Consider the following 24,038-nt stretch of genomic DNA (forward strand, 5'->3'; position numbering starts at 1 on the left):
GACATGCATGTAATTCAACATTTTTTTAAATTGTGTACATCTTTTTTCATTCTACCGCCAATGACTTTAAATGTCAAACCGATTTTGGGTTTTATAAAGAAATTACTAATAGTTAGTCATTTTATTATTTTGGTGTTTAGAATACATATCCATATAATCACTAATTGTAAGTATTTACAGCACGACTTTTACCGGGCTAATATTTTTGGTAAAAAAATAATTCAATAATTATACAATTATTTTTCAAATAATAAATTTTTATAATTTTTTCAAAAAAAGCCGGAACTTGTAGTTCCGACTTATTTTCTTATTTTTCTACGACTTCAGCTGTTTGAACTTCATCAACTGTTCCATCTGTTACTGGCACTTCTTCGATAATTTCAACTTCATTAATCGCTTGTGGTTCCAAGTTACGGTAACGAGCCATCCCTGTACCTGCAGGAATAATCTTACCAATGATAACATTTTCCTTAAGTCCAAGGAGATGGTCTTTCTTACCACGGATCGCTGCGTCTGTAAGAACACGAGTTGTTTCCTGGAAGGAAGCCGCAGACAAGAAACTGTTGGTTTCAAGTGAGGCTTTGGTAATTCCCATAAGGACTGGACGAGCTGTCGCAGGAACTCCACCAGAAATAAGGACGTCCTTGTTGGCATCTGTAAAGTCTGTAATGTCCATCAGAGTACCCATGAGAAGGTCTGTATCTCCTGGATCCATGACACGTACTTTACGGATCATTTGACGCACCATTACCTCGATGTGTTTGTCGCCGATTTCTACCCCTTGGCTACGGTATACTTTTTGTACTTCCGCAAGGAGGTATGTTTCAACTGACAAGACATCACGAACGGCAAGGAGACGTTTTGGTTGGATAGACCCTTCTGTCAGAGCCGCACCACGAGAGACTTGATCTCCTACTTCGACTTTCATGCGGGCAGTGTAAGGGACAACGTATTCACCCTCACCAGTTGCTCCGCTAACAAAGACTTTCTTGGTCCGTGTAGAAGCATCTTCTTCGATGGCTGTGACTTCCCCTTTGACCTCAGTGATGACCGCTTCCCCTTTTGGATTGCGGGCTTCAAAGATTTCTTGGACACGAGGAAGACCTTGAGTGATATCGGTATTTGAGGCAACCCCACCCGTGTGGAAGGTACGCATGGTCAACTGTGTACCAGGTTCCCCGATAGATTGGGCAGCGATGGTTCCGACTGCTTCACCCACTTCAACCGCATCACCAGTCGCCAAGTTGATACCATAACAGTGACGGCAGACCCCATGGCGGGTGTTACATGTAAAGACAGAGCGGATAGTGACTTCTTCCACACCAGCATGAACAATTTCACGTGCTAGGTCTTCTGAGATCAAGGTATCTGGCCCAACGATGACTGCACCTGTTTCAGGGTGTTTAACAGATTTCTTAGTATAACGACCTGTCAAGCGTTCTTCGAGTGGCTCGATCATTTCCTTACCATCAGTAATGGCACGGATCACAAGTCCACGGTCTGTTCCACAGTCATCTTCACGGATAATGACGTCTTGGGCCACGTCAACCAAACGACGAGTCAAGTAACCTGAGTCGGCTGTCTTAAGGGCCGTATCGGTCATCCCTTTACGGGCACCGTGAGTTGAGAAGAACATTTCGAGTACTGACAAACCTTCGCGGAAGTTTGACAGGATTGGCAATTCCATGATCCGTCCGTTTGGAGCGGCCATCAAACCACGCATACCGGCAAGTTGCGAGAAGTTTGAGATGTTACCACGGGCTCCAGAATCCATCATCATAACGATTGGGTTCTTCGGATCTTGGTTATCCACCAAGCGTTTTTCCAATTTCTCACGGGCTGCACGCCATTCAGCTGTAACAGCATTGTAGCGTTCGTCATCTGTGATCAAACCACGACGGAATTGTTTGGTGATCTGTTCCACACGTTTGTGAGATTCTTCAATGATTTCTGCCTTATCTTCAACGACCGGAATATCGGCAATCCCCACTGTCAAACCAGCAAGGGTTGAATGATGGTAACCTAAGTCTTTCAAGCGGTCCAAGAAAGCAGACGTTTCAGTTGTACGGAAACGTTTGAAGATTTCGGCGATGATATTTCCAAGATTTTTCTTCTTGAATGGAACGTTTAATTCCAATTTCTCAATCGCTGATTTGACATCTTGACCAGGCTCCAAGAAGTACTTAGCTGGAACACCTTCTGTCAAGTTGGCATTATTAGGCTCTTGAAGGTATGGAAGCTCTGCAGGCATGATATCGTTAAAGAGAATCTTACCAACAGTTGTCAAGAGAATCTTGTGTTGTTGTGCTTCTGTCCATGGTTTGTTCAAGCTATCCGTCGCAATTCCGACACGTGTATGCAAGTGAACATAGCCATTGCGAAGAGCCATCACGGCTTCATCACGGTCTTTAAAGACCATTCCTTCACCTTCACGACCAGCTTCTTCCATAGTGAGGTAGTAGTTCCCCAATACCATATCCTGAGATGGCGTAACGACTGGTTTACCATCTTTAGGGTTCAAGATATGCTCAGCAGCCAACATCAAGATACGAGCTTCTGCTTGAGCTTCTTCTGAAAGCGGTACGTGGATGGCCATTTGGTCTCCATCGAAGTCGGCATTGTAGGCTTCACAGACAAGGGGGTGCAAGCGAAGGGCTTTCCCGTCAATCAAGACAGGTTCAAAGGCTTGGATCCCCAAACGGTGAAGGGTCGGTGCGCGGTTCAAGAGAACTGGGTGTTCTTTGATGACTTCTTCCAAGATATCCCAGATACGTTCATCTCCACGTTCGACCAAGCGTTTTGCAGCTTTAACGTTTTGTACGATATCACGCGCAACGATTTCACGCATGACAAATGGTTTGAAGAGCTCGATCGCCATTTCACGTGGCACACCACATTGGTACATCTTCAGAGTTGGACCAACGGCGATAACGGAACGTCCTGAGAAGTCCACCCGTTTACCGAGCAAGTTTTGACGGAAGCGTCCTTGTTTCCCTTTGAGCATGTGGCTCAATGATTTCAGTGGACGGCTACCTGGTCCTGTGATTGGACGACCACGACGACCGTTGTCGATCAAAGCGTCAACCGCTTCTTGGAGCATCCGTTTTTCGTTTTGCACGATGATACCTGGGGCATTCAATTCCAACAAACGAGCCAAACGGTTGTTCCGGTTAATTACCCGGCGATAAAGGTCATTCAAGTCAGAGGCAGCAAAACGGCCACCATCCAATTGGACCATCGGACGAAGATCTGGTGGAATAACGGGAAGGATGTTGAGGACCATCCATTCTGGCTTGTTGCCAGATTTGTAGAAGGCGTCCAAGACATCCAAACGACGCACAGCCTTCACACGTTTTTGACCAGTTGCAGTCTTCAATTCTTCTTTCAAGAGAGCAATTTCAGCTTCCAAATCCACTTGTTTCAAGAGGTCTTGGATGGCTTCTGCACCCATCTTAGCTACAAAAGAACCTGGTCCGTATTCACGCAAGCGTTCACGGTATTCACGTTCCGTCATGATGGATTTGTGCTCAAGTGGAGTATCTTTTGGATCGATCACCACATAAGCTGCGAAGTAGATGACTTCTTCAAGGGCACGAGGGCTCATATCCAAGGTCAGTCCCATACGAGAAGGGATTCCTTTGAAGTACCAGATGTGTGATACAGGTGCTTTCAACTCAATGTGCCCCATGCGTTCACGACGAACTTTCGCACGTGTTACTTCAACCCCACAGCGGTCACAAACAATCCCTTTGTAACGGATTCGTTTGTATTTCCCACACGCACATTCCCAGTCTTTTGTAGGTCCAAAGATGACTTCATCAAAGAGACCTTCACGTTCTGGTTTCAATGTACGGTAGTTGATTGTTTCAGGTTTCTTGACCTCTCCATAAGACCATGAACGGACCTTGCTTGGAGAAGCTAGGGTGATTTGCATACTTTTAAAACGATTTACATCAACCACTATTTCTTACCTTTCCTTGTTTTCATACTTGTTTTATTTGGATACAGCTTAGGTGGAGGAAGAAAGGAAACTTTCTGCCACCTCCTTGTGTCTGTATCTTGTTATCGAATCATCCTGCTAGAAGCATTGGTTGCTCACAGGACAATCATTTTTACTGATTATTTTTCTGATTCTTCGGCATCAAAGGCTGCTTTTGCTTCCTTTGCTGCTTTTTCACGTGCTTTTTCAAGGTCATCCACATGAATCACATCATCATCTTCGCCTTCATCAAGGTCACGAAGTTCCACTTCTTGATCATCTTCGTCCAAGACACGCATGTCAAGACCAAGTGATTGCAATTCTTTGACAAGAACGCGGAAGGATTCTGGTACACCTGGTTTTGGAATTGGTTTACCTTTGGTAATCGCTTCATAGGCTTTCAGACGTCCGTTGACATCATCTGACTTGTAAGTCAAGATTTCTTGAAGGACATTTGATGCACCATAAGCCTCAAGGGCCCACACTTCCATTTCCCCGAAACGTTGTCCACCAAACTGAGCTTTCCCTCCGAGTGGTTGTTGGGTAACCATTGAGTATGGTCCGACTGAACGGGCATGGAGTTTATCATCAACCATGTGGTGAAGCTTGATCATGTACATGACACCGACAGAGACACGGTTGTCAAACGGTTCACCAGTACGTCCATCGTAAAGAATCGTCTTAGCATCGCTATCCATACCAGCTTCTTTCACAGTATCCCAGAGGTCTTCTGAGCTTGCTCCATCAAAGACTGGTGTTGCGATGTGAATACCCAAGTTACGAGCTGCCATACCAAGGTGAAGTTCCATAACCTGACCGATATTCATACGTGATGGCACCCCAAGAGGGTTCAACATGATATCAACTGGTGTACCGTCTGGAAGGTAAGGCATATCTTCAACTGGAACAATACGAGACACAACCCCTTTGTTTCCGTGACGACCGGCCATCTTATCTCCGACGCGGATCTTACGTTTTTGTGCGATGTAAACACGAACCAACATGTTGACACCCGATTGTAATTCATCACCGTTTGCACGGGTAAAGATCTTAACATCGCGAACGACTCCATCTCCACCGTGAGGTACACGGAGTGATGTATCACGCACTTCACGAGATTTATCCCCAAAGATAGCGTGAAGGAGACGTTCTTCAGCAGAAAGGTCTTTTTCACCTTTCGGTGTTACCTTACCGACAAGGATATCGCCTTCTTTAACCTCAGCACCAATACGGATAATACCTGTTTCATCCAAGTCACGAAGAGCATCTTCCCCGACGTTTGGAATTTCACGGGTAATTTCTTCAGGGCCTAACTTGGTATCGCGTGTTTCTGATTCGAATTCTTCCAAGTGAACAGATGTGTAGACATCTTCTTTCACCAAGCGTTCGCTCATGATAACGGCATCCTCGAAGTTATACCCTTCCCAAGTCATGTAAGCGACGATTGGGTTTTGACCAAGGGCCATTTCCCCTTTTTCCATCGATGGACCGTCAGCGATAAAGTCGCCTTTTTCAACGACATCGCCAACTTTTACAAGGGTACGTTGGTTGTAAGCCGTACCTGAGTTTGAACGACGGAATTTTTGGATATGGTAAACATCAAGAGCTCCATCTTCCCGACGAACTTCTACCTTGTCTGCATCTGCATAAGTAACTTTACCATCGTGTTGAGCAATGACTGCAGCTCCTGAGTCATGGGCTGCTTGGTATTCCATACCAGTACCCACGTAAGGGGCTTTTGGATCAATCAATGGCACAGCCTGACGCTGCATGTTGGCACCCATGAGGGCACGGTTGGAGTCATCGTTTTCCAAGAAAGGAATACATGCTGTCGCAACGGCAACTACTTGTTTTGGAGATACGTCCATGTAGTCGACTTGATCAGATGGGAACTCTTGGTTGTTACCACGATGACGTCCCATAACGATCGGCTCAGCAAAGCCACCTTTTTCGTTCAACTTAGAGTTGGCCTGAGCGACGATGTACTCATCTTCTTCATCGGCTGTCAACCAAACGATTTCGTTGGTCACTACACCTTTTTCACGGTCCACTTTACGGTATGGCGTTTGGATGAAACCATATTTGTTCAAGTGTCCATAAGATGACAAGTTGTTGATCAAACCGATGTTTGGTCCTTCAGGTGTTTCGATTGGACACATACGACCATAGTGGGTATAGTGCACGTCACGCACTTCATATCCGGCACGGTCACGTGTCAAACCACCAGGCCCTAAGGCAGACAAACGACGTTTGTGAGACAACTCAGAAAGTGGATTGTGTTGGTCCATGAACTGTGACAATTGGGAAGATCCAAAGAATTCTTTAATTGCTGCAGTTACTGGGCGGATGTTGATGATTTGTTGTGGTGTCAAGACATCGTTATCTTGTACAGACATCCGTTCGCGAACGTTTCGTTCCATCCGTGAAAGTCCAAGACGCACTTGGTTGGCAAGCAATTCACCAACGGCACGAATCCGACGGTTTCCAAGGTGGTCGATATCATCCACGCGGCCAATACCTTCTGCAAGGTTCAAGAAATAGCTCATTTCTGCCAAGATGTCAGCTGGAGTCACAATCCGTACTTTGTCAGACGGGTTAGCATTTCCGATGATGGTGACAACACGATCTGGATCTGTCGGAGCGACAACTTTGAATTTTTGCAATTCTACTGGCTCTGTCAAAACAGCAGCATCATTTGGAATGTAGGTGATTTTGTTCAAGCCGTTATCCAATTGTTCTGAGATGCTGTCGATTACATCACGCGTCATGACAGTACCAGCTTCTACAAGGATTTCCCCTGTTTCAGCATCTACCAATGGTTCTGCGATTGTCTGGTTCAACAAGCGGTTCTTGATATTGAGTTTCTTGTTGATCTTGTAGCGACCAACTGGTGCCAAGTCATAACGACGTGGATCAAAAAAACGGGCTACCAACAAGCTACGTGAGCTTTCCGCTGTTTTTGGTTCACCTGGACGAAGACGCTCGTAGATTTCTTTGAGGGCTTCATCTGTCCGTGAATCCATTGGATTTTTGTGGATATCTTTTTCAATGGTATTGCGAACCAATTCGCTGTCCCCAAAGATATCGATGATTTCATCATCTCCAGAGAATCCAAGAGCACGCACAAGAGTTGTAAATGGAATCTTACGTGTGCGGTCGATACGTGTGTAAGCAATGTCTTTTGAGTCGGTTTCAAGCTCTAACCAAGCCCCACGGTTAGGGATAACAGTTGATCCATAACCAACTTTACCATTCTTGTCCACCTTATCATTGAAGTAGACACCTGGTGAGCGGACCAACTGAGATACGATAATCCGTTCTCCACCATTGATGATGAAGGTTCCCATTTCAGTCATGATTGGGAAATCACCAAAGAAAACTTCTTGGGTCTTGATTTCACCTGTTTCTTTGTTGACCAAACGGAAGGTCACAAAGATTGGTGCTGAGTAGCTGGCATCGTGGATGCGCGCTTCTTCAAGCGAATACTTAGGTTCGCGGATTTCATAACCCACAAATTCCAATTCCATTGTATCCGTGAAGTTTGAGATGGGAAGCACATCTTCAAATACTTCCTTCAAGCCATGATCCAAGAAATCTTTGAATGAGTCTGTCTGGATTTCAATCAAGTTTGGTAAATCAAGAACCTCTTTGATTCTTGAAAAACTACGACGGGTCCGATGTTTCCCGTATTGAACGTCATGTCCTGCCAAAGTTTTTAGCTCCTTTTTCCATACTAGGATAGCTTGGTGAAATGACTTTCACCACCTATCCGGTTTTAACTACAATTGTGTGATTTGCATCACGTGAAGAGCTGTCTCTTCACCTCATTCGTCGCTTTTTATAATTTTTAGAAAAATTAAATTTGTGTAACAAACTAGTATTTTTCTGAAAAATAGGCACAAAAAGAGCAGCTAAATCGACTTATTCAAGTAAGATTTAACTGCTGTAAGCTCTTATTTGGACAATATTTCAAATAAAGCACACGACAAATTAGTTATCACTATTATACCGTTTTTTGCTCCAAAAATCAAGGCTTTCTCCAGGTTTTCTACTGGATCAGACTAGTGTCGATTGCCACGATTTGAGCTGTTTCGATTTGAACTATTGCTGGATGAACTATTGGTTGTCGAATTGTTCTTATTATTCGACTGATTTCCACTGGAATTACCGAGAATCGCTGCCCAAGCACTTTGATAATCGCTATCCGATCCCCCGATGGCAAAGCGGTATTGAGTGGTTGGCGCTCCGTTTTTGGCCCAAAGGCTCGTCACCATTTGACCGCTCACATCGATATCCCGACCATTGACATTGACGCGGCCCGGTCTTTCACCAGTCGATTTGAGCACTTCAGAGCGGATCACACTCTTATCGAGAGTGAATTTATCCTGAATTCCAAAGAGACTTGGATCTGCTTGGTAGATTGCATTCGCCAACTGCGCCATGTATTGGGCATTGTTGTTGTATCCAGTCAAGGTCTGCATAGAAGCATTGTTGTCATGGCCGATCCAACCTCCTAAAGAAACATTAGGGGTGGACAACATGAGCCACATATCCCCATTTGAGTTAGTGGTACCGGTTTTTCCAATCCAGTCAGCACCTGCTAGCGTAGGATTGACTTGGCTAATCCGTGACTTAAAGGTCGTTGTAGCACCAGACGTAATAACCCCGCGCAAGAGATCCTGCATAATCGTTGCCGTTGCTGGAGAGTAGACACGAACAGGATCTGCCTCGTGCTTATACACCACATCTCCATCTCGATCAATGATTTGCTCTACCATGTAGCGTTTGAGGTAGTTCCCATTGTTAGCAATGGTTTGGAAACCATTGGTATGTTGGGCAACAGTGACCTCAATTCCTCCCCCCATTGGCAGGCTTTCAATGCCATATTCAGGGATATCATAGCCCATTTTCTTCATGTAGGATGGGACATCCACACCCTTTTCACGAAGGGTTCGGTAAGTCCAGTAAGCTGGAATATTCCAAGAGGTATTGAGGGCCTCACGGAGATCCATCATGGCTGTTCCTCGGCTATCCACGTGCATGATCGGCTCCCCACTTGAGAAATTAGTCGGATAGTTAGAAAGGATGCTATTGCTTCCCATCAAGCCTTGGTCGATGGCAATCCCATAGGCCAACAGCGGTTTGATTGTAGACCCTGGGGAACGCTCTGTATCAAAGGCATGGTTGTTTTGGTTGCCGTCAAAATTCCGTCCACCGATAAATCCTAAAACCGCACCCGTTCGGTTGTCCATGAGGACATTCCCAACTTCTACAAGACCCGTCCCATCATCCAAGACGCTTCCAAAATTCGCTACTGCGGCCTGCATGGCATTGTGAACCGGTTTGTTAATCGTGGTTTGAATGGTGTAGCCACCTTCGCGCAACTCGCTCTCAGCTAATTCTTGGTAAGCCTTGACGGTTTCATTATTTTTCAAGTCTTGCTTGGTGACATTGTCTCGCTTGATCAAGTAATCATACATGGCCTCTTTTGCTTCTGCCATGGCTTGGAAGTAGAGGTAGTCATGCGGTGTTTTCTCGATGCCATCTGGAGCCATGAAGTCTTTGGTCAAGTCGTACTGAGCATAGGTCTCGTAGTCTTTTTTCGACAAGGCTCCCGTCCGGTACATATTGAACAAAACGTCTTTGGCACGCGCCAAACCTAACTCGAGGTTTTCCTTGCTCTTTAGGCTACCGTCTGCAGCATAAGGAGAGTAGACAATCGGACTTTGTGGCAAGCCAGCGATAAAGGCCGCTTGTGGAACGGACAAGTCTTTCGCCGAAACGCCAAAGATCCCTTGAGCTGCAGCTTCCACACCTGCAATATTTTGTCCCCGATTGTTTCGTCCAAAAGGCGAAACATTTAAGTAGGTGGTTAGAATTTCATTTTTATCCATTCCCCGCTCTAAAGCCAAGGCATCGACAATCTCTGCCGCCTTACGAGTAAAGGTTGGAGCGTCTCCCACGACTTGCTGTTTGATCAACTGCTGGGTCAGGGTTGATCCCCCACTAGAGGAACCCACGCCGGCTACGGATCCAAGTGTTGCCCGAAGAACGGCTTTAGGTACAACCCCCTTGTGGCTTTCAAAATTCTCATCCTCAGTAGCGATCACAGCCTTTTTGACATTGTCTGAAATGGCATCTCCTGCTACGGGCGTGCGGATCAAATCACTGTCCACTTCTGCAATCAGGCTCTTATCGGAATAGGTTAGTTTTGAAACACTGCTGACATTTCGGACCTGCTGGACCAGTTCTTCTGTCTTTGGAACCTTGACATTGCTAAAGAGGCTCGCCGCATAACCAATCCCGATCCCTGCGCCAAATAAAAAGAGGCACACGAACAGGGCGATCATGACATCCCACAAGAGTTTGAGGGTCCGCAAACAGGTCGCAAAAATATCACCGACAGACCAGCTACTTTCCTCATTTTTTTCCTTATTCGGAGTTTCTGTATACATATTTGCAAAGAATTTTTGGACTTTCTTCCAAAACTCTTGCAGCTTCTCTTTTAATTGATTCACTGATTCTTTCTCCTTGTTCCCTATATTATAGCAGATTAGACCCTTTGTTTTCAATCACAAGAGCGTAGAAATCGTCACTCATTCTGCCTGGGTAAGGACAAGAAAATGATGGAAAGCATTGCCATTTCCGTGGTTTATGGTAGAATAGAGAAATGAATAAACTTATAAAGGAGAAAAGACACATGCACATTTTTGATGAGCTAAAAGAGCGTGGTTTGGTATTTCAAACGACGGATGAAGAAGCCTTACGCAAAGCACTGGAAGAAGGTCAGGTTTCTTATTATACTGGTTATGATCCAACTGCTGACAGCCTTCACCTTGGTCACTTGGTTGCCATCTTGACGAGCCGTCGTCTTCAACTAGCAGGCCACAAACCTTATGCGCTCGTTGGCGGTGCGACTGGTCTCATTGGTGATCCGTCCTTCAAAGATGCTGAACGTAGTCTCCAAACAAAAGAAACTGTACAAGAATGGGTTCGCTCCATTCAAGGGCAATTGTCTCGTTTCCTCGATTTTGAAAATGGGGACAATAAAGCCGAAATGGTCAACAACTACGATTGGTTCGGAAGCATTAGCTTTATTGACTTCCTTCGTGATGTCGGAAAATACTTTACAGTCAATGCTATGATGAGTAAAGAATCTGTTAAAAAACGGATTGAAACAGGGATTTCTTACACAGAGTTTGCCTACCAAATTATGCAAGGCTATGACTTCTACGTCCTCAACCAAGAACACAATGTAACCCTTCAAATCGGTGGATCTGACCAATGGGGAAACATGACAGCTGGTACTGAGTTGATGCGTCGTAAAGCAGATAAAACTGGTCATGTTATGACTGTGCCTTTGATCACAGATGCAACTGGTAAGAAATTCGGTAAATCAGAAGGTAATGCGGTCTGGCTCAATGCAGACAAAACATCTCCATACGAAATGTACCAATTCTGGATGAATGTGATGGATGCGGATGCTGTGCGCTTCTTGAAGATCTTCACTTTCTTGTCACTGGACGAAATCGAAGAGATCCGCAAACAGTTTGGGGCTGCTCCTCATGAACGCTTGGCTCAAAAGATCTTAGCGCGTGAAGTGGTTACCCTTGTCCACGGCGAAGAAGCCTACAAGGAAGCCCTCAACATCACCAAACAACTCTTTGCAGGAAACATCAAAAACCTTTCTGTTAAAGAACTCAAACAAGGCCTTCGTGGTGTGCCAAACTACCAGGTCCAAGCAGAAGACAACCTCAACATTGTTGAACTCTTGGTCACAGCTGGTGTGGTCAATTCTAAACGCCAAGCCCGCGAAGATGTTCAAAACGGAGCTATCTACGTCAACGGCGAACGCATCCAAGACCTTGACTATGTCTTGAACGATAGCGATAAATTAGAAAATGAATTGACCGTTATCCGTCGCGGTAAGAAAAAATACTTTGTTTTGACATATTAAGAAAGTAAAACCACGAAGTTTGGTATGAACTTCGTGGTTTTCTTATACACTTTTTTCTGGGACTATTTCCCTTTTCTGCGATGCAACAAAGCTTGGTTGATTCGTTGAGTTTTTTTATGGAGTTGCCAAATCTGGTACAGCCAGATCAGACCGTAAATGGCTAGAAAGATCAACCAAGGAATCGGACTCCGTAAGGCTGCCCCCCAGCCAAAAAATAAGTAGGTCAATGCTAAGATGGTAGCTGTCACAACTAAATGCAGGACCACACGCAAACTATAGGTCAAAAACTCTTCTTCCTCAAGAATGAACGTCAAAACTCCCATTGTTCCACTCATCAAAAAGATCGCCAAGATGTTGCGGACATTTACAGCGGGATAGACGATGTTGGGATAGACATGTGATAATAACACCAAACACAAATAAAAGAAGGATCCTGTCCTCATACCAGATACAAAATAAGCTATAACTCGTTTCATCACTTTCTCCTATACCCCTAAATAATCCATCAAGGATTTGACATATTTCCGACTGACACTTGATTTTACTCCGCGTGTCAGTTTAGCCATCATATTGCCTGAAAAACTATCCGATAGCGATTCCAAATGGTCGATATTCATCACCGCGTGGCGGGATATCTGTAAAAAATTACGACGATTAATCCGATGTTGAAAATTTGTCAAAGTATCTCTGACGGTAAACGTTTTGTCTGTCGTATAAATGGTTAGCTGATTCTTATCAATCTCGGCTAAAATAATGTCATCAATTTTCACCATGATCAAATGATCATCTGTTTTGATAGGAATCACTACTTGATTCACTGTCGAAAACTGTTCGAGATAGTCCATCACCTCTCGTGCTTGATCGGATAATTGCTTGGCTTGAATGACTACACGGGGGTTGTTTTCTGGGATATCCTGTTTTTCCTCAAAACGAATCTTCATTCCTACTCCAATTCTCACTTACTTTCTTTTATTCGATCTTTTTGCTAAGGAAACCCAAATCCCCAAAGCTAGAAGAATACCACCTAATACTATAAGGTATGTTTGTTCCTTTGTCAATAAGGCTTGCCATTTGAGCTGAACGCCCATTTTTTCTTGAAATTCTCGAAGAAGATCATCTCGCCCCTTAAAGGCTTCGCTCACTGCTTCTTTCATGAGTACTTGTCGATAAAGTGCAGCAATATAAGTTGCTGGAGTACATTTCATTAGTAGTTGTGCAAAATCAGGTAGAACACCTAAAGGTACATAAGTCCCTACCAAAAAACCAGAAGCTGTACCCACTATGGTCGAAAACTTCCCAAGACTGTCTACGGAATGGAAAAAATAAACAAAAATGGCATTCACTAAACTAGAAAGCAGGCTACTAAGCAGCATGATGAGGAGCACTTCAGGTAATAAAGACAGTGCTGGAACTTCTCTAAAATAGCCACACATCAGCACATACATAAGGACTTGCATGAAAAAAGAGATGATGATTGCACTTGCTAAATATGAAGATGGTAACCGCCACTTCCCTTGATCCGATAAATAAAGATCCTGATCTACTTGATGTTCACGGTCCTTTACCGACTGAGTCAGGGCAGCCAGACTTGTCGTAATCCCTGTCACAGCCAGCGTCCCACTCATTAACCAATTATTTAACACAGGACCTCTATTGGGGAGCTGAGCCCAAGCATCTGTTAGATTTTTTTGAAGAAAAATAATATAAAGAACAAAGGAAATCAAGGCTCCCAACAGGGAGAAGAAAACTCCTGAACGATTTCTGAAGTACAATAAAAAATTTCGCTTTAGTAAGGCTAGCATTAGCGGACCTCCCTTCCTGTAAGTGCAATAAAGGCATCATCCATGGTCCCTGGACGAAACTCAAAATGGGCTATTCTATCTCTAACTTGCGCCAGGTAATCAATGGCTTCCCTTTCACTCTTGGGTTGAAAAATATACTCCAATTGACTTTGTTGCTCTACTGACATTCCCAAAGATTTGAGACTTTCTATCTGCTGCATCTCCTTGAAACGAATCTTCAAGATGTTTTTTGCATATTGACTCTTAATATCTAGCGCCGATCCTTGAGCAATCACTTCCCCATGGTCCACAATATAAATTTGATCAGCTTCATCTGCTTCGTCAAGATAATGCGTGGTCAATACAACAGTCATTCCCTCTTCTCTCTGCAATTGATAGAGCAAATCCCAGATAGACTTCCGAGTTTGGATATCCAAACCTGTCGTTGGCTCATCTAAGAACAAAAGGTCTGGACTGTGTAGTAGAGCACGCGCAATGTCAACCCGACGCTTTTGACCACCTGAAAGCGTCCCGTATTTCTGCTTTTGGAAAGCTGATAGGCCTAGCCGATCAATAAGATCAGACACACGATCAGGTTTTAAGCCTTTATACTGTTTCGCACGAATGGTCAGATTTTCCCTAACCGTTAGCATCTCATCTAAGACACTAGTCTGGAAGACCACACCAATTTTCGTACCTGGTTCATAGATGATTTCACCTTGCGTTGGTTGTTTCAAACCAATCAACATGGAAATCGTTGTTGATTTCCCCGCCCCATTTGGTCCTAGAATCGCATTAAAGGTTCCCTTTTCAAACTGTAAATGAATATTGTTTACGGCTAAATGATTTCCATATCGTTTACTGATGTTTTTAGCTTGTAATATCATGTTCTCTCTCCTTTTGATAGAACCAGTCTAGCAAAAAAGCCGTTTAAAAAACGGCTTTTGGGGATAAGTGGTTAAAATGAAGAGATGAGTGGCGAGATAGAAGAGATTAAAATGAGGGAAAAATTCATTGCAACCATTCTTTTCCCCATTGATTCAAGTCCTTTAAAATCGGCATCAGTGATTTGCCTTTTTCTGTCAGCTCATATTCTGTATGGAGTGGCATCGTTTCAAAATCATATTTCTCAACCAATTGGTTCTCTATTAAAACGTCTAAGCCACGTGTCAAACTGATAGTTGTTATCCCTTCAACTTCTCTTCTCAATTGATTGAAACGAACTCTCTTATGCTTGTTTATAACCCATAATATATTCATCCTCCATTTCCCACCAACCACATCTAAGACTCGAGACATACTACAGTTCCAATTTTTATTTGTTAACATTTTTTCTCCTTACAAAAATGTGCCTACTATTCAGGTAGTTTGTAAAGTATTATAATCTATTTATCATTTATTTTAAAGGAGTCACTTATGTTTATTGTAAACCTTACCTATATCAAGCCCCTTGATGAAGTTGAAAAACACTTAGAAAAACACATAGATTTTTTAAATCAGTATTATACAAAAGGTCTTTTTATCGCATCTGGAAGAAAAAATCCAAGAACTGGCGGTATCATTCTCATGAGAGCAAAAAATAAAGATGCTGTCCAAGAAATCATTGCACACGATCCATTCTATCAAAATGAGATTGCTCAATATGAGATCATTGAATTTGAAGCAAGTAAGTATTGTCTAGAATTGAAAACCCTCCTCAGCGATCCATTGGACGAAAATGAGGAAATTAAATAAAGAGACTCAAGGTCCATTCAATACCGCGTAGAACCGTTAAAAAAGTGTGACTTAGTCCCATTACAGCATCGGTTGCTATCTAGAGGCTCTTTTGTTACACTACTAATATGAATACACCGATCAAACCAAAATTACAACGATTTCAAACAGCCACTGCCTTTGCCTGTCCCATCTGTCAATTGGACCTAGAACTTGTGGGGACCAGTTTTAAATGTCCCAAGGGCCATTCTTTTGATTTGGCGAAATTTGGCTATGTCAACCTGGCTCCCCAGATCAAGCAATCAAAGGACTATGACAAAGAAAATTTTCAGAATCGCCAGCTGATCTTAGAAGCAGGGTTTTATGAGCCGATTCTAACAGCGATCGGACAAAAAATTCCGACCAGTGATGCCAGAATTCTAGATATCGGTTGCGGAGAAGGTTATTACTCCCGAAAGCTACAAGAAGCCTATCCCAAGGCTACTTTCTATGCATTTGATCTTTCAAAGGAATCCGTACAACTAGCTGCCAAGAGTGATGCTAGCTGGAAGGTCAATTGGTTTGTAGGAGATTTGGCTCATTTACCCATTCAATCTAAGAGTATGGAGGTCATTTTGGACATCTTCTCCCCGGCTAATTACGCTGAATTTGAACGTGTCTTAAAGACAGAAGGGGTGATCATTAAGGTCGTCCCAACCTCTTCTCATCTAAAAGAAATTCGTCAGTTGGCCCAAGATCAATTGACCAAGCAATCTTACTCCAACCAGGAAATTTTGGAGCACTTTGAAGACCACTGCCAAATCCTCTCATCCGAAACGGTCAGCCTCACCAAGAGTTTAACTCCTGAAGAACGCCAAGCGCTCCTCGCCATGACCCCTCTTCTATTTCACGTAGACCAAGAAAAAATCGATTGGACCCAACTCACAGAAATCACCATTGAAGCTGAGCTGCTAGTTGGGAAAATCAAGATACAAAAGACGTAGCGGATAAAGTCAAAATAGGGTATTCGACGCAGAATTATTAGATTCTAGGAGGAGACATCTTTACAAATCTAATAAAATCTTAAAAAAATTCATTCGTTAGAACTATTCAATCATCTACTGAAACTTTCCGCCGTGAGGAAAGTACCTGAAACACATTTGTTTCAGGTACTCGGAATTATTGAAACCTTAGGTTCAATAATTAGTCATGGAACTTCGTAGAAGTTCGCTGACGTCCGTACTCACCTAAGGAAAGTTTCTAAGAAGACTTTATCTTCAATCAAAAGGCTGAGACAAATCGTCTCAGCCTTTTACTCATCTTCTGCCTGCTCTGTCATGACTTGTAAGCGATAGGTTTTAGGCGATTTTCCACAGAGTTTACGGAAAACCTTATAGAAATAGCCAACATTGCTGTAACCGACTTTATAGCAGATATCTTCAATACTGTCATTGGTCGATAAGAGGAGCTGCTGGGCAGCCTTAATCCGCTGTTTGTTGAGGAGTTCTGCGAACGTTGCATTGGTTTCTCGTTTAATCAATTGGCCTAAATAGACTGGATTGATAAAGAGAGCCTGACTGATATCCTTGAGCGACAGCTCTTTTTGGTAATCACGGCTAATCACTTGGAGGACACTCGCTACATTTTCATTCATCCGATAGTGGGATAAGAAACGGGACAACTCTTCCTGGATGAAGCCAATCATCTCGCTAAAAGTGGCAGTTTCTTGGACTTTCTTGACTACATCAGCTAAATTATCACCTTGCAGGTATTCAAACAAATGAAAGACATCCATCAAAAATTGGATAAAGAGCTGCTTGGTCAGTGAGACCTTAGGGGTCTTCTCAAGGATCATTTTTTCTAACCAGTCCAGTTCTTCTAAGATCTGTTGGATATTTCCTTGCATGATCACCCGATAGGCCGGCTCGTAGTAATGGAAGACTTCTTCATCTTGATTGAGAGGGGTCGCCCCATAAAAGAGGCTCCGCTCCACTAGGTCCTTAAATTGATGAAAGTGCTCCTTATAAGGTGGCTCAAAGGCCTTCTCAATCATGGCTTCTTCTTCTTGATCTGAGATAAAGAGTTGAAGATTTTGCCCGAGAACTTGGTAAGACGAGCTGATAAAGCCTTTTTTCTCCTTAGCAACCCCAATCCACAATGACTTTCGTCCTGCGATATACCGACAAAACTCTTCCTCAGAAATATCATCGTGAATCAAGCGGTTGGCCAACTCTTGGCTTGGTTGCTGGATTTGGTGCTGAATTTTTTCTAGGATATTGCCCATCTCCACCTTATTGACAGGTTTGAGCAGGTAGTCTGCCACGCGCAAATTGAGGGCTGTCTTGACATATTCAAAATCCTGATAGCCTGACATAATGATAAAAGCAGCATCTGGCATCAAATCCTTCATCTCTGCAATCATCTGAAGTCCGGTCTTTCCAGGCATATTGACATCCGTGATCACCACATCCACCGGATGTTCTCGCACATAATCAAGGGCCTGGTCTGCGTCTTCTGCTGTTGCGACCACTTCCATATTCCAGTGGTCAAAGGGGATTAATTTTTTTAACCCTTCTGTAATCATATACTCATCGTCTACTAATAAGACTTTGTACATTCTGTCTCCTTTATTCATCTTGAATGGTTATCGTATAGGTCACTCCATGGTGAGGTTGGGAGAAGACTTGGATATGGTAGCGATCTCCAAAATAGAGCAGCATGCGTTCATGGACATTGACAATTCCGATGGACTGCCGACCACTCTTTTCTTCGATTTCTGAGCGTGGATTGCGATTGGCTAGCATTTCTTGAATGCTTTCTAGCTGTTCTTCTTTCATCCCGCGCCCATTATCACTAACCAGGATCACGACTTGCCCTTCTCCTTGCAAGACTTTGACACTAATCACATTGTCCTTGCGTTTGTGGTCCACCCCATGGGCAAAATAGTTCTCAACCAAAGGCTGGATGGTGAATTTTGGAATCTTCATCTTTTCCAAGCCTGGATCGATCTTAAAGCCATAGGCAATCGATTTTGGATAACGCACCATACAGAGGTAGCTGTATTTGCGGCAAAATTCGAGCTCATTGTCAACTGTCGTCACTCGCTCATCTGAGATATTATTGCGCAAGAGACTACTAAACTCATAAATAATATCACCCAACTCTTCTTGCTCTTGCATGACGGCGTACATCCGGATAAATTCCAGTGTATTGTACATGAAGTGGGGATTGATCTGGGCTTGTAGCGCCCGCATATTGGCATCTTTTTGGCTGAGCTGTAGCTGGTAGATATCCCGAATGTTCTTATCCATATTGTCTAACATGGTATTGATCATATCCCCGATAACCAAGAGTTCTTGGTCCTTCGTGGACGTATCAATCCGTCGTTCGCTATCGCCTTGACTGATCTGCTCCATGGTATCGACCAAATCAAGGACTTGGCGACGGTAATTTTTGAAAATCTGACCTAGTAACAAGTAAAGGATCAAGAAAATTAGGAAAGCAATGGAGAGAAAAGTGGCCAGGTTAGCTAGACCCTTCTTGACCAGATAACTTTCAGAAACAGCTACATCCACCTTGTAGCCATAGATCGTGCTGCGGGTTTGCCATTTAACATCCTTTGATTGCCCCTTATCCCCTTCATGGTACATCTCTTTCCCAAAGGGAGTGAAGATCCGCACAGCGACCGGAAGATCGCCTCTGGCATTATCAATCGCTGCCGTCAAAATTTCCTGGTCCAGCGTCATATAAGCGATCCCAACTCCAGCACCCGTAGTCGGATCTGTCAAAGGAACCGGAATGGCTGTCGCAGGAGCCTTGTAATGGTCCGCCGAGACTTGCTTGCCCCCCTTCGATTGCCGAGTAGAGACAAATACCGTCTTGTAATCAGACAAGGTGACATCGATGCCCTCGATGTTTTTATTACTCAAATAGAGGCTGTCAATATTCTTATGTAGGGACAATTGGATATAGGAAGGGAATTGGGCATTCAATCGCCAAGTCTCATACTCCGATGGTGACAAGGTAAAATAGCGATAAACCCCTTCTAATTTTGCAGGGTTTTCAACGAGGCTACGTCCTTCTTGTGTGACCCGCTGATAAGAGGTCTCAAGATCCGTCACCACTTCGGTTAAGACCCGTTGGGCGATCCCGTCGGCTTCAGCTTGCTGGTTTTTCCAAGAGATTCCCGCGACAACCAGACCCATAATGGTCAAAATGACTACCATGACATAGGCGTAGAATTTTAAAAGCGTACTTAACCAGATTTTTTTCATCGTTAGGATACCAATTTTTCGTGGATGTTTTGATAGACAGGGTCAAAGATATCATTGACAAAGAAATGCCATACACCGATCAAGACGAAAAAGAGAAGGGCTGGCATATAGTAGCTAATGACCCCAAGTAGCGCGGTTCCAAGGATGAGCTTGAGAACCGGACGAATGTCCAGCAACATTCCGATCAAACTGAGCTTGATACTGTTGGCATAAGAGAGATCAAAATGAACTTGCAATTTCAAATAAACGGCGTAAGCTAGAGGCGCAACCAAGAGGAAAACCAGATTAAACAAGAGAACCAAAATTTGGAAGAAATTCAAGTGAGGAATCTGAACCATGAGGTACATGCCATAGAGGAGAACCCCTTCAATGGCAAAGAAGGTATAAAAGACTTGATTAGCCGGGCGTAGATTTTCTTTGAAGAGTTCCCAAGCGCGTGACCAATGATAGTCCTTGTAGGTCATGCCATTTTCCGCATAGAGGCTCATGATAGTGGCACTAGCCGGTCCTACTCCTAGTAGAACACCCCCACAGATCGTCAAGACCCAAAAAATCCCTGTTACCAGCATAGCAACATAGACTCTCGTAAAAATGAACTCGATGATTTTTCCCATCATTCAGCCTCTTTTCCAATTAGTGATTCTATTATACCATAAAAATAAAACGCTTTCCCTTATTTGCATTGGTAAATTGAAATATTGATTTTCATTTACAGTTCTATTTTCATAAAGACATGAAAAGGCTCTGGAGATTCCTCCAAAGCCTTTTTCGAACTACCTGTTCTTATTTTTTAGAAGCAAGGAATTCGTCGTATTGTTTTTGCATTTCGTCAAGCACTTTTTGGTAAGCACCTTCTGATTTCAATTTTTCAAGCATCTTAGGAACTTCTACTTCAGGATCCACAGTACCAGTATTGATAGCACCTGCAAATTGGTTCAAAGTATTTGTAAGAGCAGTGATTTCTGATTTCACTTTATCTGTGTTAAAGATGAAGCCAAGTGCTGGAGATTCTTTTGCAGTTTCCAAATCTTTCTTAGATTGTGCAATTTGTTCATCAGTTACGTTTTCGTTGATGTAAAGAATCCAGTTGTTACCAGTGTTCCATCCAGACATGTGAGTGTTTCCGTTGTAGCCATCCAAGACTTTGACACGGTTTTCTTTGCCGGGAACTTTTTCCCAGTTCTTGCCTTCTGGTCCATAAACAAGGCCGTTCAAGAGTTCTGGATCAGTGTTCAAGAGGTTCAACACTTCCATTGCTTTTTCTTTGTTCTTAGAGTTGTTTGAGATAACAAAGTTAGCTACTTGAGTAGTATTGTTCTTCTTGTACAGTTCAGTAAATGGTTTGATTTCGATCTTACGGTTTGCTACACGAGAAAGCAAGCTGTTACCGTAGTCAGCTGGTCCTACTGTTTCTTCACGAACCAACCATGTATCTTGAGAAAGATCATAACCAGTGTCGCTCGTTGCTACGTCTTTTGGAATGTATCCTGCTTCGTAGTATTTGTGAAGAGTCTTCAAGTTTTCTACATAACGAGGAATTGTGTAACGGTCAACGATCTTAGTGGTGTCACCTTTCAAGTCAACAACGAATGGAAGTCCATCAACAGCCACATAGTCGAAGTCATCTGAAGGTCCACCGTAGCTCTTGTTCATTGCAAATGGAACAACGTTTGGATCTTTTTCTTTGATAGCTTTCAAGACTGGTTCAAGAGAAGCATAGTCTTTCACGTTTGAAACGTCGATACCATATTTTTCAAGAAGTGGTCCGTTGAAGGCAAAGTTTTGAGAAGATGCCACGTTAGCTGCTACTGGAACAGCATAGATCTTGCCATTTACAGTGTTCCCTTTGATGTAAGCTGGGTCAAGTGCTTTGTAAAGGTCTTTTCCTTCTTTCTTGTACAATTCTGTCAAGTCAGCATAAGCACCTTTTTGAGCGTTGATAACGTAGTTATTAGCAAAGGCAATATCATAGTTTTCACCAGATGAGATGATAACGTTCATTTTTTGTGCGTAGTCACCCCAACCAAGATATTGGATATCCAATTTTGCGCCAACTTTCTTTTCAATGATCTTGTTGGCATTTTTAAGAAGAACATCCAAGTTATCTGGTTTATCACCGATTTGGTACATCTTGATGATTGGTTTACCGTCTTCAGTTGTTGCTGACTTCTTGTTGTTCCCTGTAAGGTTTCCACAAGCAGCAAGAGTAGCTCCAAGAGCGATGACACTAGCAGATGCTAACGCGTATTTTTTCCAATTTTTCATAAGAAAAATCTCCTTTATGTTATTTTCTTTTTAGACTAAGTTATGAGTTGAAAATCCTGCTGATTTTCAATGAACGATGTTATTCTTTCACACCACCGATGGTCAAGCCTTTTACAAAGTAGCGTTGGAAGAATGGATAGAGAATGGCGATTGGCACTGTTGCCACAACCACCATGGCCATACGTCCTGTTTCCCGTGGGATGGATTGTACAGCTCCTGCCAATTGGCCGGATACCCCGACGTTTTTAGCGATGTAATCCATATTGTTTTGGATTTGCATCAAGAGGTATTGCAATGGGTAAAGGTTGTCACTCTTAATATAGAGGAGGGCGTTGAACCAGTCGTTCCAGAATCCTAAAGCAGTGAACAAACTGATAGTCGCAATCCCTGGTAGAGACAATGGCAAGCAGATTTGGAAGAAGATCCGTGTTTCACTTGCCCCATCGATCCGAGCGGATTCAAGGATAGCTTCTGGAATGGTCCGTTTAAAGAAGGTCCGCATCAAGATGATGTTAAATGGACTGAGCAACATTGGGATAATCAAAGCCCCGATGGTATCACCTAACTGCAAGAGTTGAGTGGTCACAATGTAGCTTGGAACCAACCCTGCACTAAAGAGCATACTAAGGAGTGAAAATACGGTAAAGAACTTGCGGTATTTAAAGGTACTCCGTGAGATTGCATAAGCATAGGTTGTGGTGATAAAGACATTACATGCTGTTCCCACAATGGTCACAAACAAGGTAATGAAGAGGGCTTGCAAGATTTTGTCTTTGAATTGTACCAAGAAGAGGTAACCATCAAATCCAAATTTTGCTGGCCAGAATTGGAAGCCATGGACTGCCAAACTTTGTTCGTCTGTCAAAGAGATCATGACAACGAAGATGAAGGGAAGCACACAGGTCAAGCCGACCAAGGTCAACAACAAGGTAAAGAAGAAGTTGCTCTTCTTACTGAAAGAATGGATCCCGACATTATCAATTTTTTCTTTTTGAATGGTTGATTTTTTCATACGATCCTCCTTTCTAGAAGAGAGCGGCATTCTTATCAATGCGACGGGCAATGATATTTGAGATCAAAACAAGAACCAAACCGACTACCGATTGGTAAAGACCGGCTGCTGCTGTCATCCCGATATCCCCTGACTTGGTCAAACCGTTGTAGACATAAACATCAATAACGTTGGTTACGCTATAGAGCGCTCCAGCATTATGCGGGATTTGGTAGAAGAGACCGAAGTCTGCGCGGAAGATATTTCCGACTGCAAGAATGGTCAAGACTGTAATCAAGGAAGACAACTGAGGAATGGTGATGTTGCGAATGCGTTGCCACTTAGACGCACCATCCACGGTCGCTGCTTCATAGTAAGTTGGGTCAATTCCCATGATGGTTGCATAGTACATGACACTACTATAACCAAAGCCTTTCCAAATTCCTAAGAAGAGGAGAAGCGCTGGCCAGATCCACAATTCTGAATAGAAATTGATGGCCTTCATGCCAAGTGAAGTTAAGATGTGATTGACCAATCCTTTGTCCACGTTCAGGAAGGCATCGGTGAAGAAGCTGATGATAACCCATGATAGGAAGTATGGGAAGAGCATGGAGGTTTGAAGCACCTTGACCACTCTTTTTGATCTCAACTCACTAAAGATGATGGCGATCCCAACGGAAACAATCAATCCTAAGAAGATAAATCCTAAGTTGTACAAGACCGTATTTCTTGTAATAATGTAGGCATCTTTGGAACTAAAGAGGAACTTGAAGTTGTCAAAACCAACCCATTTACTCTTCATGACACTGTCGATGAAGCCTTCTCCTGTAATATGATAGTCCTTAAATGCTACGATATTCCCAAAAACCGGAATATAGAAGAATAAGATTAACCACGCTGCACCAGGTAAGACCATTAAAAGAAAAATGAAATTTTCTCTCAGAGTCCTTACAAACTTTTTCATTTAACTCCCCCCTTTGAGCCTTGAGCGTGTTTTTGCTTTGGTAGCGTTTACAATACTTATTATAAGATAGGCATTTTCTATTTTCAAACTCCTAATTATAGAAAAAATTCTACAAATTTATGACATAGCTTTAAA

General features: G+C 43.2%; 17 protein-coding genes. 3 read left to right on the forward strand and 14 right to left on the reverse strand.

The genetic code is table 11. From position 1 onward, the window contains the following. Positions 1–307: 307 nt before the first annotated feature. The 3 genes from rpoC to pbp1b all read right to left on the reverse strand — a co-directional run bounded on the left by rpoC (position 308) and on the right by pbp1b (position 10,497). Positions 308–3,961, reverse strand: a complete 3,654-nt coding sequence (gene rpoC / locus LIZ08_RS06355) for a DNA-directed RNA polymerase subunit beta' (protein ID WP_227038504.1) — start codon at positions 3,959–3,961, stop codon at positions 308–310. 158 nt (positions 3,962–4,119) lie between these two features. Next, complete coding sequence (gene rpoB / locus LIZ08_RS06360) at positions 4,120–7,689, reverse strand: DNA-directed RNA polymerase subunit beta (protein WP_070661145.1); 3,570 nt, start codon at positions 7,687–7,689, stop codon at positions 4,120–4,122. 351 nt (positions 7,690–8,040) lie between these two features. Next, complete coding sequence (gene pbp1b, locus LIZ08_RS06365) at positions 8,041–10,497, reverse strand: penicillin-binding protein PBP1B (RefSeq protein ID WP_227038505.1); 2,457 nt, start codon at positions 10,495–10,497, stop codon at positions 8,041–8,043. A gap of 182 nt (positions 10,498–10,679) precedes the next feature. Between pbp1b and tyrS the strand changes: the two genes are divergently transcribed. Further along, positions 10,680–11,936, forward strand: a complete 1,257-nt coding sequence (tyrS, locus tag LIZ08_RS06370; protein ID WP_227038506.1) for a tyrosine--tRNA ligase — start codon at positions 10,680–10,682, stop codon at positions 11,934–11,936. Between the two features lie 62 nt (positions 11,937–11,998). Here the strand turns inward: tyrS and LIZ08_RS06375 are convergent, their stop codons facing one another. From LIZ08_RS06375 to LIZ08_RS06395, 5 genes are all read right to left on the reverse strand, one after another. Then, on the reverse strand, positions 11,999–12,412 hold the full coding sequence (locus LIZ08_RS06375; RefSeq protein WP_049496835.1) for a DUF3021 domain-containing protein: 414 nt from the start codon (positions 12,410–12,412) through the stop codon (positions 11,999–12,001). Positions 12,413–12,421: 9 nt separating this feature from the next. Continuing rightward, positions 12,422–12,877, reverse strand: a complete 456-nt coding sequence (locus LIZ08_RS06380) for a LytTR family DNA-binding domain-containing protein (protein WP_070589762.1) — start codon at positions 12,875–12,877, stop codon at positions 12,422–12,424. A gap of 18 nt (positions 12,878–12,895) precedes the next feature. Next, on the reverse strand, positions 12,896–13,738 hold the full coding sequence (locus tag LIZ08_RS06385; RefSeq protein WP_070589760.1) for an ABC transporter permease: 843 nt from the start codon (positions 13,736–13,738) through the stop codon (positions 12,896–12,898). Next, on the reverse strand, positions 13,738–14,604 hold the full coding sequence (locus LIZ08_RS06390; RefSeq protein ID WP_227038507.1) for an ATP-binding cassette domain-containing protein: 867 nt from the start codon (positions 14,602–14,604) through the stop codon (positions 13,738–13,740). The genes LIZ08_RS06385 and LIZ08_RS06390 overlap by 1 nt, the downstream gene beginning before the upstream one ends. A gap of 124 nt (positions 14,605–14,728) precedes the next feature. Beyond that, positions 14,729–15,046 carry a winged helix-turn-helix transcriptional regulator gene (locus LIZ08_RS06395; RefSeq protein ID WP_150905136.1) on the reverse strand — a complete coding sequence of 106 codons (318 nt, stop codon included), beginning with the start codon at positions 15,044–15,046 and terminating at the stop codon, positions 14,729–14,731. 87 nt (positions 15,047–15,133) lie between these two features. Here LIZ08_RS06395 and LIZ08_RS06400 point away from each other — a divergent pair, with 87 nt between their 5' ends. After that, positions 15,134–15,451: a YciI family protein gene (locus LIZ08_RS06400; RefSeq protein ID WP_150905134.1), complete on the forward strand. Its 318-nt coding sequence runs from the start codon at positions 15,134–15,136 to the stop codon at positions 15,449–15,451. A 107-nt stretch (positions 15,452–15,558) separates the two neighbouring features. Then, entirely contained in the window at positions 15,559–16,413 is an 855-nt protein-coding gene (locus LIZ08_RS06405; protein ID WP_227038508.1) for a putative RNA methyltransferase, read from the forward strand. Positions 16,414–16,721: 308 nt separating this feature from the next. Here the strand turns inward: LIZ08_RS06405 and LIZ08_RS06410 are convergent, their stop codons facing one another. The 6 genes from LIZ08_RS06410 to LIZ08_RS06435 all read right to left on the reverse strand — a co-directional run bounded on the left by LIZ08_RS06410 (position 16,722) and on the right by LIZ08_RS06435 (position 23,903). Further along, positions 16,722–18,026, reverse strand: coding sequence for a response regulator transcription factor (locus LIZ08_RS06410; RefSeq protein ID WP_227038509.1), 1,305 nt, complete (start codon positions 18,024–18,026; stop codon positions 16,722–16,724). Positions 18,027–18,036: 10 nt separating this feature from the next. Beyond that, entirely contained in the window at positions 18,037–19,683 is a 1,647-nt protein-coding gene (locus LIZ08_RS06415) for a sensor histidine kinase (protein WP_227038510.1), read from the reverse strand. Positions 19,684–19,685: 2 nt separating this feature from the next. Beyond that, positions 19,686–20,297 carry a YesL family protein gene (locus LIZ08_RS06420; RefSeq protein WP_045758983.1) on the reverse strand — a complete coding sequence of 204 codons (612 nt, stop codon included), beginning with the start codon at positions 20,295–20,297 and terminating at the stop codon, positions 19,686–19,688. A 169-nt stretch (positions 20,298–20,466) separates the two neighbouring features. After that, positions 20,467–21,948 (reverse strand): ABC transporter substrate-binding protein, encoded by a 1,482-nt coding sequence (locus LIZ08_RS06425; RefSeq protein ID WP_003009706.1) that lies wholly within the window; start codon positions 21,946–21,948, stop codon positions 20,467–20,469. Positions 21,949–22,027: 79 nt separating this feature from the next. Beyond that, positions 22,028–22,960: a carbohydrate ABC transporter permease gene (locus LIZ08_RS06430; protein ID WP_003004100.1), complete on the reverse strand. Its 933-nt coding sequence runs from the start codon at positions 22,958–22,960 to the stop codon at positions 22,028–22,030. Between the two features lie 13 nt (positions 22,961–22,973). After that, positions 22,974–23,903 carry an ABC transporter permease gene (locus tag LIZ08_RS06435; RefSeq protein WP_049492090.1) on the reverse strand — a complete coding sequence of 310 codons (930 nt, stop codon included), beginning with the start codon at positions 23,901–23,903 and terminating at the stop codon, positions 22,974–22,976. Between the last annotated feature and the right edge of the window lie 135 nt (positions 23,904–24,038).

Origin of the sequence: Streptococcus sp. 210928-DFI.4.42, from assembly GCF_020554365.1 — a bacterium.
In the GTDB taxonomy this organism is placed as follows: Bacteria; Bacillota; Bacilli; order Lactobacillales; family Streptococcaceae; genus Streptococcus; species Streptococcus parasanguinis_S.